This is a genomic window from Ponticoccus sp. (in: a-proteobacteria), assembly GCF_048381735.1.
The window spans coordinates 22,718-36,746 of record NZ_JBLXGL010000001.1; the positions used below are offsets into that span (position 1 = coordinate 22,718).

12 protein-coding genes are annotated in these 14,029 nt (G+C 67.2%); 3 read left to right on the top strand and 9 right to left on the bottom strand.

The window, feature by feature from the left end:
* Nucleotides 1-177: 177 nt before the first annotated feature.
* Together ACN5KJ_RS00110 and ACN5KJ_RS00115 are read right to left on the bottom strand one after the other, a co-directional pair.
* Nucleotides 178-723, bottom strand: a complete 546-nt coding sequence (locus ACN5KJ_RS00110; RefSeq protein WP_347167047.1) for a TRAP transporter small permease — start codon at nt 721-723, stop codon at nt 178-180.
* Between the two features lie 141 nt (nt 724-864).
* A complete protein-coding gene (locus tag ACN5KJ_RS00115) occupies nt 865-1,884 on the bottom strand; it encodes a TRAP transporter substrate-binding protein (protein WP_418591421.1) in 1,020 nt (339 codons plus the stop codon).
* A gap of 200 nt (nt 1,885-2,084) precedes the next feature.
* On the opposite strand from ACN5KJ_RS00115, the gene ACN5KJ_RS00120 reads away from it, so the two are divergent.
* Nucleotides 2,085-3,620 (top strand): sensor histidine kinase, encoded by a 1,536-nt coding sequence (locus ACN5KJ_RS00120; protein WP_418591423.1) that lies wholly within the window; start codon nt 2,085-2,087, stop codon nt 3,618-3,620.
* Nucleotides 3,617-4,015 (top strand): response regulator, encoded by a 399-nt coding sequence (locus tag ACN5KJ_RS00125; RefSeq protein ID WP_347167050.1) that lies wholly within the window; start codon nt 3,617-3,619, stop codon nt 4,013-4,015. Before ACN5KJ_RS00120 ends, ACN5KJ_RS00125 begins: the two co-directional genes overlap by 4 nt.
* 240 nt (nt 4,016-4,255) lie before the next feature.
* Here ACN5KJ_RS00125 and ACN5KJ_RS00130 read toward each other — a convergent pair whose 3' ends face one another.
* Nucleotides 4,256-4,960 carry a sensor histidine kinase gene (locus ACN5KJ_RS00130; protein ID WP_418591425.1) on the bottom strand — a complete coding sequence of 235 codons (705 nt, stop codon included), beginning with the start codon at nt 4,958-4,960 and terminating at the stop codon, nt 4,256-4,258.
* A gap of 182 nt (nt 4,961-5,142) precedes the next feature.
* Here ACN5KJ_RS00130 and ACN5KJ_RS00135 point away from each other — a divergent pair, with 182 nt between their 5' ends.
* Nucleotides 5,143-5,826 carry a response regulator gene (locus tag ACN5KJ_RS00135; protein ID WP_418591427.1) on the top strand — a complete coding sequence of 228 codons (684 nt, stop codon included), beginning with the start codon at nt 5,143-5,145 and terminating at the stop codon, nt 5,824-5,826.
* Between the two features lie 176 nt (nt 5,827-6,002).
* On the opposite strand, the gene ACN5KJ_RS00140 is transcribed toward ACN5KJ_RS00135, so the two are convergent.
* From ACN5KJ_RS00140 to mmsA, 6 genes are all read right to left on the bottom strand, one after another.
* Nucleotides 6,003-7,517, bottom strand: a complete 1,515-nt coding sequence (locus ACN5KJ_RS00140) for an aldehyde dehydrogenase (NADP(+)) (RefSeq protein WP_418591429.1) — start codon at nt 7,515-7,517, stop codon at nt 6,003-6,005.
* A gap of 7 nt (nt 7,518-7,524) precedes the next feature.
* The gene (locus ACN5KJ_RS00145) at nt 7,525-8,445 is read right to left on the bottom strand and encodes a dihydrodipicolinate synthase family protein (RefSeq protein WP_418592209.1); all 921 of its coding nucleotides are present in this window, start codon (nt 8,443-8,445) and stop codon (nt 7,525-7,527) included.
* An 18-nt stretch (nt 8,446-8,463) separates the two neighbouring features.
* The gene (locus ACN5KJ_RS00150) at nt 8,464-9,384 is read right to left on the bottom strand and encodes a Gfo/Idh/MocA family oxidoreductase (RefSeq protein ID WP_347167054.1); all 921 of its coding nucleotides are present in this window, start codon (nt 9,382-9,384) and stop codon (nt 8,464-8,466) included.
* Nucleotides 9,384-11,129 (bottom strand): L-arabinonate dehydratase, encoded by a 1,746-nt coding sequence (gene araD, locus ACN5KJ_RS00155; RefSeq protein ID WP_418591431.1) that lies wholly within the window; start codon nt 11,127-11,129, stop codon nt 9,384-9,386. The genes ACN5KJ_RS00150 and araD overlap by 1 nt, the downstream gene beginning before the upstream one ends.
* A gap of 102 nt (nt 11,130-11,231) precedes the next feature.
* Nucleotides 11,232-12,470 (bottom strand): multiple monosaccharide ABC transporter permease, encoded by a 1,239-nt coding sequence (mmsB, locus tag ACN5KJ_RS00160; protein WP_418591433.1) that lies wholly within the window; start codon nt 12,468-12,470, stop codon nt 11,232-11,234.
* Nucleotides 12,471-12,479: 9 nt separating this feature from the next.
* A complete protein-coding gene (gene mmsA / locus ACN5KJ_RS00165) occupies nt 12,480-14,006 on the bottom strand; it encodes a multiple monosaccharide ABC transporter ATP-binding protein (RefSeq protein WP_418592210.1) in 1,527 nt (508 codons plus the stop codon).
* Nucleotides 14,007-14,029 lie beyond the last annotated feature (23 nt).

Genomic DNA, 14,029 nt, shown 5'->3' on the forward strand with positions numbered 1-14,029 from the left:
GGTGGCGCGCCGGACGGGCGGCTGCGGGGCGGTCCTGGCGGGGCGAGAGGCCTGCGGGGGCGCGGGCGGGCGCTGTTGCCGGGCGGCGGGCTGTGGCCCTGCCGGTTTCCCTGTTGTGGGGCGCGGTCGGGCGGGCCTTCGAGGGGCCGGGGCGCGCGGTCGGGGCGGCAGGGCGGCTCATTTCTTCTGGTCCTGCAAGAGCTGCGCGTCGATGCCGTCGAACTCGCCGAGGTCGGCGCCCTGCACGACGATCCGCCAGAGCCGGGCGATGGTGGCAAAGAGCGCCGCCACCAGCCCCAACCAGATCGCAAGGAAGAAGGGCCAGTGCGGCAGGCGCAGGTCCATGGTGGCATCGCCGCCGGACATGGCGGCGCTGACGCGGCCCCAGATCTTCCATGTCAGCAGAGCGGTGAACAGCAGCAGCACGGCCCATGCGACGGCATTGATCCAGCGCCGGGCCGGGGGGCGGACGGCCTGCGCCAGCAGGTCCACCTTGATGTGCGTGCCGTGCCAGGCGACCGAGGCGAAGCCCCAGGCGATGGCCACCCCCAGCACCAGCCGGGACAGGTCGAAGGCATCGGGCAGCGGCCGGGCAAAGCCGTAGCGGCCAATGGCCGAGGCCACGATCAGGACGGTCACAAGGCCGAGAACGGCACCGGCGATCCGCTCGATCAGCTGAACGGCGCGGCGAATCGGCCCGCCGGGGGAAGGGGCGTCACGCATGAGGGGGCTCCGGTCGTTGGGGCAGGCGGGACAGCCCGCGTGCCGAGGGGCGGCGCTGCGCAGAGGGCCAGGGCCCCGCGCAGCGCGGCCTGGCCGGCCAGGGCAGGGGCAGGGCACCGGGGCGCCCTGCCGGTGCCTGGCTCAATAGGCGGCGTCGTATTCGTCCAGCGCGGCCTTATAGGCCTGAAGGATGGCCTCGGCGTCGTGGCCCTTGGCGGCCACCTCTGCCTTCCATTCCTCGGTCAGCGGCGCGGCGGCAGAGATCCAGGCCGCGATCTCGTCCTCGCTGGGTTCGTTGAACGACTGGGCCTCGTCCGCCATCAGCCGGTCCTTGGCGGCCATGTCGTCCTCGTGCCAGCCCGCGGCGACGCGGCCCGACCAGTCCGGCGAGCAGTGGTCGTCGATCACCGCCTTGTTCTCGTCCGAGAGGCCATCATAGCTGCGCTGGTTCATGATCATGACCTGCGCCGACATGTAGAAGGGCATGTCCAGATGCACCGGCACCTCTTCGGAGAGGTTGAAGTCATACATCGCGCCCCAGGGGAAGGTGACCGCCTCTGCCGTGCCCTTGGACAGCGCCTCGCGGGCCTCGGGGGCGGGCACCTGCACCGCACCGCCGCCCAGCAGCGACACGAAGCGCGAGATGCCCTGATGTGCGGGGCGCACGTTCATGCCGCGCACGTCGTCGGGATGGGTCACGTCCACCTTGGAATGGAAGGCGCCCGGCGCGTGCGGATGGAAGAAGCACACCTTGACGTCGCCCATTTCCTGCGCGGCGCCGTTTTCCATGTACCAGGCGTGGATCGCCTTGGCGCCCTGGATGCTGTCGTCGACGAGGAAGGGCACCTGCGTCAGGCCGTAGATCGGGAAGCGTCCGGCGGTATAGCCGGGGTTCACCCAGGCCAGATCGACGATGCCCTGGGCGGCCATGTCGTAGTGGTCGGGGGCCTTGCCCAACTGCTGCGCCGGGAAGATCTGGATGGCGATACGCCCGTCAGAGGCCTCTTGCACCGACTGCGCCCAGGGCTCGATCCCCTTGGACGCGGGGGCGATGGAGGGCGGCACCCAGTGCGACAGGCGCAGGGTCACCTCTTGGGCGCTGACGGAGAGCGGCGCGCATAGCGCAAGGATCGCGCCAAGCGCGACGGATGTTCTGATCATGATGTCCTCCCATGGGGCCGTATGTCTCCTCCGGCCCTTCTGATTGATGGATATCAAACAATCCTGCCGAAGCAAATGAAATGTCACGGGGGTGGGAGATGCGCGCAATTCGAGCGATCAAGCCCTTGTTCCGCCACGGCTTAACGCTGCTTCAACACTTGTGAGGCAAAGCTGAAGGCGACGCTCGATGGAGGACGCGGATGGCGCATTACCGGTGTCGTGCCCCCCTTGCGCTGGCGACGCTGCTTCTGGCCCTTGCCCTTGCCTTGCCGTTCGGGGGTGGGGCGCGGAGCGGCCCGGGGGTGATCCGCCCGGGCTGGGGGCCGCCGCCCGCGCGGGTGGAGAGGGATCCGCTCAGCTTTGCGATGGCTGGGCCCGCGCGCCCGGCGGTCGGGGGCCTTCTTGTCCCGACGCCCGCGCGGGACAGCCTGCCGACCCGGCTGGACAGGGTGCTTCCCGCCTCTCTTGCCGCGGACCAGGCCCCGCTGTTGGCCGGCGCGGGCATCGGGCTGCCGAAGATCCTGTCGCCCGACCGGGCGCAGGTGCTGATCGTGGCGCTGTGCGCGGCGGGCGCCATGCTGGCAGCCGGGGTCATCTGGCGGAACCGCCAGCGCTCGACGATCGCGGCAGGCCAGGGGCTTGCCGCCGAGCTGATCGACTCCATGCCGGTTGGCCTGTTGCTGATCGCGGTCGATGGCAGGGTTGCCTACGTCAACCGGGAAATCCTCGACGCCACCCCCGGCGGTCCCGATGTCATGCGGTGCGGCGCCCACTACCCGACGGCCATGAAGGCGCTGATCGACAACGGCGCCTTCGATCTGGAAGGCCGCGCGCCGCAGGACATGCTGCGGCTGCTGGCGGTGGAGGGACTGAAGGACGGCTTCCGGCAAGAGCTTCGCATGGCCGATGGCAGCAGTTTCATCCGCACCGCGCGGCGCCTTGGCAATGGCGAGACGCTGATCGTCCGGCAGGATGTCACCATCGAGCGGGCGCGCCTGCGCCAGATCGAGGCGCTGAACCGCACCCTGGCGGAGAAGGTGCGCATCGCCACCGCCACCAACGCCGAGTTGCGCGCCTTTGCCTATGCCACCTCGCATGACCTGAAATCACCGTTGAATTCCGCGATCATGCTGGCGGATCTTCTGCTGGAGGAAGAGAGGCAGGGCGAGAGGGACGCGCTGCGGGACCTGATCACTGACCTGCGCGGAACGCTGCGCGGCATGTCCGGGCTGATCGACGGGGTGCGGCTTTACACGGATGCCATCGTGACCGGGGCGCCCATGGTGCCCTGTGACCTTCAGGCCATGGCGGAAGAGATCGTCGGGGCCCTGACGCCCGATCTTCAGGTCGCGGGGGCCGAGGTCACGGTGCAGGGCCTGCCGAAGATCAGCGGCAATGCGGTGCAGTTGCGCCAGCTGCTGTCCAACCTGCTGGACAATGCCCTGATCTTCCGCGCCGAAGGCCGCGCCCAGCGGGTCGCGCTCAGCGGCTTCGACGGACCGGAGGAGGCGGGGTTTGCCATCCGCGACAACGGCATCGGGATCGACCCCGCCCACCACGAGCGGATCTTCCAGCTTTTCCAGAGGCTTCACCCCGGTGCGCTGTACCCCGGAAACGGCCTTGGCCTGCCGATCTGCCAGCGGATCGTGCTGGCGCACGGCGGCCGGATCGCCGTCGAGTCCGCGCCGGACAGGGGCGCGGCCTTCACCGTAACCTTCGGAAAGGATGTCCGATGATAGACACGCTCATGATCGTGGACGACAATGCGCTCGACCAGAAGCTTTATGCCCGGATTATCGCCCGGTCCGGGCTGGTCGGTCAGGTGCACAGTTTCGTCATGGCCGAGGACGCGTTGACGTTTCTTGCCGCGCCCACCTGCCCGGTGATCGACGCCGTCCTGCTGGATATCAATATGCCAAGGATGAACGGGTTCGAGTTTCTCGATGCGGCCACGATGCGTTTCGGATCGGGGTTCGCCCGCGCCGCCGTGATCATGCTGACCACCTCCATGTCAGAGCACGACCAACAGCGCGCCGCAGGCTACGAGGTGGTGCGGGACTACATCAACAAGCCGCTGCGGCCCGAGCATCTGGAACGGATTGACGCGCTCTTGCAGGGCAGGGCGGCCTGATCTGGCGGGACGCGCTGGCCGGACAGGGGGGCAAGGGGCTGTCGGCTGGCACCCCTGGCAGTGCTTTCGGTTGCCGTCGTGAGCGATGGACGGGCCAGAACAGGCGCGCGTGCCCGCGTCGAAGGGACCGGAGGGACGGACAGGGGGCGGCGTCCTTTGTCCTTTATGGAGGGGGGAGCGGGCCGGACGGTTGTCGGGGGCGAGCGTCGCGGTTCAGCCGGACGCAGAAGGCCTGCGCGGTCAGGCGGCGGTCTTGGCCCCGGGAAGGTCGAAGACCACGCGGCAGCCGTGCCCGGCGCTGGGCTCTTCGATATGGATTTCGCCGCCGAGGGACTTGACCACCTTGCGCGCGATGGCAAGCCCCATGCCCGCGTGCCCGGTTTCGTCCTTGGGGCGCAGGGTATGCAACGGCTCAAAGACCTTCTGGCGATACTGCGCCTCGATCCCGGGGCCGTTATCCGCGACACGGATCTGCACGCGATCGCCGTCACGCACCGCCGTCACCCCGATGTCCGGGCTCGGGTCGGAGTTGTGATCCACCCCGTTCGACAGAAGTGCCGCGAAAAGCCGCGACAGATCATTTTTCGGCCCGTGTACCCGGAAGGCATGCTGCGGGACGGACAGGCGGGCGCTGCCGGGCGTCAGAGAGGCCCATGCGGCATCCAGAAGGTCGTTCAGCGCGTGGTCGGCGCAAGGATCCGCAAGCCGCCCGACGCGGCTGAGCGTCGTCAGCGATTCAAGCATCCGGTCCATGCCGCCCGCATAGGACTTCAGCATGTCCATGTGTTCGCCGACGCCGTCGGGCAGGGCGATCTTCGCGGCGGTGAGGTCTTCGGCGATCCAGTCCGGAATGACCCGCATGGCGCGGGAAAAACTTTTCAGGTCGTGGGTGATGCAATAGAGGAACTCCTCGTATTCGCGCTCCCTCTCTGAAATGACCGTCATGGACCGTTCCTGCGTTTCGTGGCGTGCATTAACCGCTTATCCCTACCACGACGCGCCCGATCCGGCAATTTTCAGCCGTCCCGGATTGAATTCAAAGTTGAAAGAAATTCCCGGTATTGAGGAGTGGCCCGCCGCTGGGAAAGGGAATACCGTTGGCCGGGGAAATGGAACAGGGGTGCCCGATGAATAAGGCCTCGATACGGGATAGCGCGGCGGCTGCCGAGGCGGCCTATGACAAAGCCACCTTCGCGCATGAGCGCCGGGGCGTTTTCGATGTGCTGGTGCTGGATGACAGCCGCTTCGACCAAAGCCGCATCATCCGCGCCTGCGAGAAGACCGGCCTGCCTGTGTCCACGACCACGGCACAGGACATGGATACCTTTGCAAAGGCGCTGGACAGCGCTGCCTACGACCTTGTGCTGATCGACTACAAACTGCCCGACGGCAACGGGCTGCACGCGCAGCGGATGGTGCAGAACCACCCGATGAACTTCGGTGCGGCGGTGGTCATGGTCTCGTCCGAGATGCGGACGGACGTGGCGGTGGCCTCGATGAAGAAGGGGTCTCTGGACTGTCTGGACAAGGATGCCCTGACCGCCGAGAAGCTGCGCGAGCTGATGATCGCCTCGGCCAAGATCTTCGCCGAGGCCTCGCGCCACTGGATCGGAGAGCTGCTGGCGCAACAGCGGGTTCAGATTGCGCAGGATGTGGCGCGGGTGATCCGCGACGAAATGGAATTCGGGCGTTTCGTGGATACGATAGACAAGCGGATCATCGATATGCTGGCCTCCCGGGGGTTTTCGGAACCGGAGAACTGGAATGTCTCCTATCTGTTCGATTCCGACGAGCCGCTGAAATTCAAATAGGCGACGTTCCATGGTATTGGAATGAAAGAGGGGCCGCAGATCTGCGGCCCCTTTTCTGTTTGGCGAGCGGGGAGGGGGCGTCATGCCAGAGGCATGCTTTCAGCATGACCCCCGTGGCTCACGCCGCCCCCCCGAGGTATTGTCAGGACCAAAGAGGGGGCGGGGTGCGCCTGTCCTCAGCCCAGGTCGCCGGGCAGCAGGGCGTCCGGGAAGTTCTGGTAGCAGACCGGCCGCAGGAAGCGGCGGATGGCCATGGTGCCCACCGAGGTCGCGCCGAAATTCGTCGAGGCCGGGTAGGGGCCGCCGTGAACCATCGCGTCCGCCACCTCGACGCCGGTCGGGAAGCCGTTCACGAGGATGCGGCCCGCCTTGCGTTCCAGCACCGGCATCAGGCGTTGGGCAAGGCCCAGATCGCCGTCGTCCATGTGCAGGGTCGCGGTCAGCTGACCTTCGAAGCCCTTGGCCAGCGTCGCCATCTCGTCGGGCCCGTTCACGCGCACCACCAGACCCAGCGGGCCGAAGACCTCTTCGCCAAGGGCGTGGTCCTGCAGGTAATTCTCGGCGTCCGTCTCGAAGAGGTTCGGCGCGGCGTTGCGGCCCTCGCTGTCGGTGGTCAGCACCGGCTTGACCGCGTTGCGCCCGTCAAAGCGGCCCTTGCCGTCCTTGTAGGCCTGCGCGATGCCGTCGGTCAGCATGCATTGCGCGGGCGCGTCTTTCAGCGCCTCGGCGGCGGCGGCGACAAAGGCGTCACCCTCGGCACCCTTCTGCACCACGGCGATGCCGGGGTTGGTGCAGAACTGGCCCGCGCCCATGGTCAGCGAACCGGCCCAGCCCTTGCCGATCTCGGCGCCGCGCGCGCGGGTCGCCTCGGGCAGCAGGAACATCGGGTTGACGGAACCCAGCTCGCCGAAGAAGGGGATCGGCTCGTCGCGCTGTGCGCAGAGGTCGAAGAGCGCGCGTCCGCCGCCCAGAGAGCCAGTGAAGCCCACGGCCTTGATCAGCGGGTGCTGGACCAGCGCCGTGCCGACGTCGCGCTTGCCGCCCTGGATCAGGCTGAAGACGCCCTTGGGCAGGCCGCAGGCCTCGATGGCGGCGTGGATGGCCTCGGCCACGATCTCGCCGGTGCCGGGGTGGGCCGAGTGGCCCTTGACCACGACCGGGCAGCCCGCGGCAAGCGCCGAGGCGGTGTCGCCGCCCGCGGTCGAGAAGGCCAGCGGGAAGTTCGAGGCGCCGAAGACCGCGACCGGGCCGATGGGGCGCTGCACCATCTTCAGGTCGGGGCGCGGCAGCGGCTGACGGTCGGGCAGGGCCTTGTCGTGGCGGCGATCCAGATAGGCGCCATCAAGGATATGCGTCGCAAAGAGGCGCAGCTGGCCCACGGTGCGGCCGCGTTCCCCCTGAAGGCGGCCCTCGGGCAGGCCGGTTTCCTGCGTGCCGATCTCGGTGATCGCCTCGGCGCGGGCCTCGATCTCGTCGGCGATGGCGTTCAGGAACTTGGCGCGCTCTTCGCGGGTGGTGTAGCCGTAGGTCCAGAAGGCCTCTTCGGCGGCCTTGCAGGCCTGATCCACCAGCGCAGGCGTGCCGACCGAATAGTCATGCGCCGGGCCGTGGGCCGGTTCCGAGGTGAAGGTGGTCTCGCCGGCGACCCATGCGCCCGCGATCAGGTGTTTGCCATGTGGTTGAAAGGTCATGTCTTCCTCACTTTCCCCATTTGAGGGCAATCAGATCCATATCCCTTGCCATGGACAGCAAGCGGTCCTTCGTGCGCTGGGACATGGGCTTCAGCGGATGGCGTACGTGATCGGAGCCGATGACACCACCCTCCATCATCACCGTCTTGGTGGCGCGCAGCCCGCATTGACGGTTCTCGTGGTTGATCAGCGGCAGGCAGTATTGCCACTGTTTCAGGGCGCCGTCGGTGTCGCCCGCCCGATACTGACGCACGATCTTGCCGATATGTTCCGGCTGCAGGCCCGAGGTCATGGTGCCGGTGCAGCCCGCGTCGAGATCCGCCAGAAGGGTCACGGCCTCTTCGCCGTCGAAGGGGCCGATGATGTCGTCGCCGCCCGCCTCGATCAGCGCGGCCAGCTTGTCGGCGGCATAGGGCATTTCCAGCTTGAAGTAGCGCACGCGTTCCAGTTCGCGGGCCATGCGCGCAAGCATCGGCACCGGAAGCTGCACCCCGGAAAGCGGCGCGTCCTGCACCATGATCGGGATCGAGATGGCGTCCGAGACCGCCTTGAAGTGCTCGTAGATGCCGGCCTCGCCGGGCGCGAAGGCGCCCGCGCCGTGGTAGGGCGGCATCATCATGACCATGGCGGCGCCCATGGCCTGCGCCGTCTTGGCGCGTTCCACCGCGATGTCGGTGTAGAAATGCGAGATCGTGACGATCACCGGCACCCGGCCCGCCACCTGTTCAAGGCTGAGGCGCATGACGGTGTCGCGCTCGGCGTCCGACAGCAGGAACTGTTCCGAGTAGTTGGCGAGGATGCAGATCGCGTCGACGCCCTGGTCGATCATGCAGTCCATCACGCGGCGGCAGCCCTCTTCGTCGAGGCGGCCATCGGCGTGGAACGGGGTCGGGGCCACCGGAAGAATGCCGGTCAGCGGGGTTTTCAACAGGTCCATGGTCTCTCCTTACCAGTCGAAGGGGGCGACGGCACGCCGTTCCCCCAGCATGAAAGCGTCGGCCACGTGGGTCAGCGGGCTGAGATCCATGTCGATCCCGCCGCGGGTCACGAGCCGCGCGAAATTGTCGTAAAGGCGGGGGTATTCGCCTTGCAGGGTGTCATCCTCGTCGTCGGCGCCGCGTTCCTTGCCGTCGATCAGCAGCCGCGCGCCACCGTCTTGCAGCAGCAGCGTGCCCTCGGGGGTTTCGACCTCGATTTCCCAGGTCTGCTTGCCGGTCTGCAACCAGTCGAACTCGGCGGTGACATTGCCCGACAGGGTCAGATGCGCCGCGATGGGGGTCTGGCGGTTCCCGGGGACGTCGAGCGTCGCGCGGGTCAGATGCACCGGCGCGGGCAGGATGCGCGTCAGGATCGACAGCGCGTTGATGCCCGGGTCGAAGACGCCCATGCCGCCCGGCTCAAAAACCCAGTCCTGCCCGGGGTGCCAGTGCCGCACGTCCTCGCGCCACGTGATATGGGCGCGGGTGACGCGCTTGTCCGACAGCCAGTTGCGGGCGGGGCGCACCATGGCGGCCTCGCGGCTGTGCCAGGTCGCGTACAGCGACACGCGGTTCTCGCGCGCCAAGGCTTCCAGCGCGTGGCATTCCGAGAGGCTGGCGCCCGGGGGCTTTTCCAGCATCACATGGCGGCCCGCCCGGATCGCGGCCTGCGCATAGGCAAAGCGCGGCACCGGCGGCAGGCACAGGGACACGACGCGGATGTCCGGGCGCTTCTCCAGCATCCGGGCCATGTCGGTGAAGGCTTCGACCCCGGGCAGGGTGCCCGCGCGCGAGACCGTGGCCCCCACCTCCCAGTCGGGAGAGGCGGCGATGGCGGGGACGTGCTGGTCCACCGCGATCTTGCCGATGCCGACGAGTGCGAGTTTCATCAGTGGCTGTCCTTGCCCACGGCATTGCCCCGGCAGCCCTTGAGAAAGCTGAGGTCGGCCCCGGTGTCGGCGCCTTCCACATGGGCGTTGTGCAGCCATGCGTAGCCGCTGGCGGGCTGTTCGTGCGTGGGCTGCCATGCCTCCAGACGGGCGGCCAGTTCGGCCTCGGTGATGTCCAGATGCAGGCGGCGGTTGGGCACGTCCACCTCGATCATGTCGCCGTTCTGGACGACCGCCAGCGGGCCACCGGCGGCGGCCTCGGGCGAGGTATGCAGGATCACCGTGCCATAGGCGGTGCCCGACATGCGCGCATCCGAGATGCGGACCATGTCGGTGATGCCCTTCTTCAGCACCTTGGGCGGCAGACCCATGTTGCCGACCTCGGCCATGCCGGGATAGCCCTTGGGACCGCAGTTCTTCAGCACCATGACGCAGGTCTCGTCGATATCCAGCGCCTCGTCGTTGATCTTGGCCTTGTAGTCGTCGATGTCCTCGAAGACGACGGCGCGGCCCCGGTGCGTCAGCAGGTGCTTCGACGCGGCAGAGGGCTTCAGCACCGCGCCCTTGGGCGCGAGGTTGCCGCGCAGCACGGCGATGCCGCCCTGTTGCGTCAGACCCTTGCCAACGGGTCGGATCACGTCCTCGTTGTGGTTCTGCACATCCTTGACCTCGTCCCAGATGCTCTGGCCCGAGACGGTCAGCGCGTCCTTGTGCAGCTTGCCGCCCTCTCCGAGGCGCTTCAGCACGACTGGAAGGCCGCCCGCGTAGAAGAATTCCTCCATCAGGTATTCGCCCGAGGGCATCAGGTTCACGATGGTCTCGATATCGCGCCCGCAGCGGTCGAAATCGTCGAGCGTGAAATCGACGCCGGTGCGGCCCGCCATGGCCAGCAGGTGCACGACCGCATTGGTCGAGCCGCCGATGGCGCCATTGGTGCGGACGGCGTTCTCAAACGCCTGCTTGGTCATGATGTCCGAGGGCTTCAGGTCGTCCTTGACCATCTGCACGATGCGCCGCCCCGACAGTTGCGCCATGACGCGGCGGCGGCTGTCCACCGCCGGGATGGCCGCGTTGCCCGACAGCGCCATGCCAAGCGCTTCGGCCATGGACGCCATGGTCGAGGCCGTGCCCATGGTGTTGCAGGTGCCGGTCGAGCGGGACATCGAGGCCTCGGCTTCGAGGAATTCCTCCTGCGTCATCTCTCCGGCCTTCACCATCTCGGAGAACTTCCAGAGGTGCGTGCCAGACCCCACGCGTTCCCCCTTGTAGTAGCCGTTCAGCATCGGCCCGCCGGTGACGACGATAGACGGCAGGTCGACCGAGGCCGCGCCCATGATCAGAGAGGGCGTGGTCTTGTCGCAGCCCACCATCAGCACGCAGCCGTCGATGGGCTGGCCGCGGATGGTTTCCTCGACCGCCAGCGCCGCGAGGTTGCGGAACATCATCGCCGAGGGGCGGAAGGTGTTTTCCGAAGCGCTGAAGACCGGCACCTCGACCGGGAAGCCGCCCGCCTCCCAGACGCCGGCCTTCACCTTCTCGACCAGTTCCTTGACGTGGTGGCCGTTGCAGGGGGTCAGCTCGGCCCAGGTGTTGAGGATGCCGATGATCGGGCGCCCGTCGAAGAGGTCGTGCGGGTGGCCCTGGTTCTTCAGCCAGCCCCGGTGGTAGATCGTGTCGCGGCTGTTGCCGCCGTACCATTCCTGAGAGCGCAGCTTGCGGGGCCATTCGGCGGGTTTGAAGGTCATGTCGGTTCCTTGGGGATTGCCGGACAAAGGCCCGGCCTACGGATGGTCGGAATGGTTTCGGGAAGGGGCAGGCCGGGGTTCAGACCGGCACCCCGGCCCGCGTCACCCCTGTTTCGATTTGTTGTAGACGTCGAAGATCACGGCGGCGAGCAGCACGAGGCCCTTGATGACCTGCTGGTAGTCGATGCCGATGCCCATGATCGACATGCCGTTGTTCAGCACGCCCATCAGGAAGGCGCCGACGACCGCGCCGACGATCTTGCCGACGCCGCCCGACATCGAGGCGCCGCCGATGAAGACCGCCGCGATCACGTCCAGCTCCAGCGCGAAGCCAGCCTTGGGTGTCGCCGTGTTCAGACGCGCGGCGAAGACCAGCCCGGCGGCGGCGGCGAGGATGCCCATGTTGGTGAAGGCGAGGAAGGTCAGCCGCTTGGTCTTGATCCCCGACAGCTGCGCCGCCTTCACGTTGCCGCCAAGCGCGTAGATGCGGCGGCCCAGCGTCGTGCGCTCGGTGATGAAGGCGTAAAGCACCGTCAGCACACCCATGGTCAGCAGCACGTTGGGCAGGCCCCGGAAGGTCGACAGCTTGAAGCAGATGAAGATCAGCGCAACCGCGATGATGCCGGTGCGCAGCACGAAGAACGAGGTCGGCTCGTCCTCGATCCCGTAGGCCTTGTTGCGCGCGCGCTTGGCCAGGCCCATCCAGATCACCACGGCGGCGGCCACGACCCCGGTGGCCAGAGCCAGCACGTTCAGGCGGCGGGCGCCGAAGAGCGCCCCAAGGCTTTCGCCGGTCTCGCGGCCCACGATGTCGGGGACAAAGCCGTTGGCGATCACCTGGAACTCGCGCGGGAAGGGGCCGACCGACTGGCCTTCCAGCAGCCAGAGCGACGCGCCCCGGAACACCAGCATCCCCGCCAGCGTCACGATGAAGGACGGGATGCCCCAATAAGCCACCCAATAGCCCTGCGCCGCGCCGATGACACCACCCACGACAAGGCAGGCCAGCATGGTCGGCAGCACCGGCACGCCCCAGTTGACGATCATCACGGCGGCGAAGGCGCCGACGAAGCCCATGACCGATCCCACCGACAGGTCAATGTGCCCGGCGACGATGACGATCAGCATCCCCAGCGCCATGATGACGATATAGCTGTTCTGCAACAGCAGGTTGGTGATGTTCACGGGCTTCAGCAGGGTGCCGTCCGTGACGATCTGGAAGAAGGCCATGATGGCGATCAGCGCGAACAGCAGGCCGTATTCCCGCAGGTTCGCAACAAGGTATTCGCCCATGCCCTTGCGGCGGACTTCGGCGGTCGTATCGACGGTTTGCTCTGTCATGGCTTGGTCCTATTCCGTCACGATCAGGGACATGATGGCCTCCTGGCTGGCCTCGGCGGCGCTGAGTTCGCCGACAAGCGCGCCCTCGTTCATCACGTAGATGCGGTCACACATGCCCAGAAGCTCGGGCATCTCGGAAGAGATCATCACCACGCCCTTCCCTTGGGCGGAGAGGTCGTTGATGATCCCGTAGATCTCGAATTTCGCGCCGACGTCGATGCCGCGCGTTGGCTCGTCGAGGATCAGCACCTCGGGTTCGGCAAAGAGCCACTTCGACAGCACCACCTTCTGCTGGTTGCCGCCCGACAGGTTCACCACCCGCTGAAAGACGCCGGGCGTGCGGATGTTCAGCGCGCGCCGGTAGTCCTCGGCCACCGCGGTCTCGCGGTTCTCGTTGAGGATCGCGTTGCTGGACACGGCGGGCAGATTGGCCAGCGTGATGTTCTTGCGGATGGTCTCGTCCAGCACGAGGCCAAGGCTCTTGCGGTCCTCGGTCACATAGGCGAGGCCCGCCTGAATGGCGCGCGGCACGTCAGAGACATTGGCGGGCTTGCCGCTGATCTGCACCTCGCCCGAGATGTTCTGCCCCCACGAGCGGCCGAAGATGCTCATCGCCAGTTCGGTGCGGCCCGCGCCCATCAGGCCCGCGATGCCCACGACCTCGCCCGCGCGGACGGTGAAATCGACGTCGCGGATGACGTGCCGGTCGGCGTGTTCGGGGTGGTAGACGTTCCAGCCCGCGACCTGCATCAGAACGTCACCGGCGCGGCGTTCACGGTCCGGGTAGCGGTGCGCCATGTCCCGGCCCACCATGTCGCGGACGATCTCGTCCTCGGTGATCGGCGCGGCCCGGGCGTCCTTGGTGCTGACGGTGGTGCCGTCGCGGATCACGGTCACGGTGTCGGCCACGCGGCGCACCTCGTTCAGCTTGTGGCTGATGATGATCTGCGTGACGCCCTGCTGTTTCAACTCCAGCATGAGGTCCAGAAGCGCCTGACTGTCGGATTCCGACAGGGCGGCGGTGGGCTCGTCGAGGATCAGCAGGCGCACGTCCTTCGACAGGGCCTTGGCGATCTCGACCAGCTGCTGCTTGCCCACGCCCAGCTTGTCGACCTTGGTGGTCGGCGCCTCGCGGCCAAGGCCCACCTTGCGCAACAGCGCCTCGGTGCGGCTGAGCGTTTCCTGCCAGCGGATCACCCCGCCACGGCCCGCGATCTCGTTGCCCAGAAAGAGGTTCTCGGCAATCGACAGCTGCGGCACCAGAGCAAGCTCCTGGTGGATGATGATGATGCCCCGGGCCTCGCTGTCGGCGATATTGCGGAACGCGGCCAGCGCGCCGTCGTAGTGGATCTCGCCCTCGTAGCTGCCCGCCGGGTAGACCCCCGACAGCACCTTCATCAGCGTCGACTTTCCGGCGCCGTTCTCACCCACCAGCGCGTGGATCTCGCCCTCGCGCACCGACAGGTTCACCGTGTCCAGCGCCTTGACGCCCGGGAACTCCTTGGTGATCGCGCGCATTTCCAGAAGCGGCCGCATCTCCGACAAACCCCTGTCCTTTT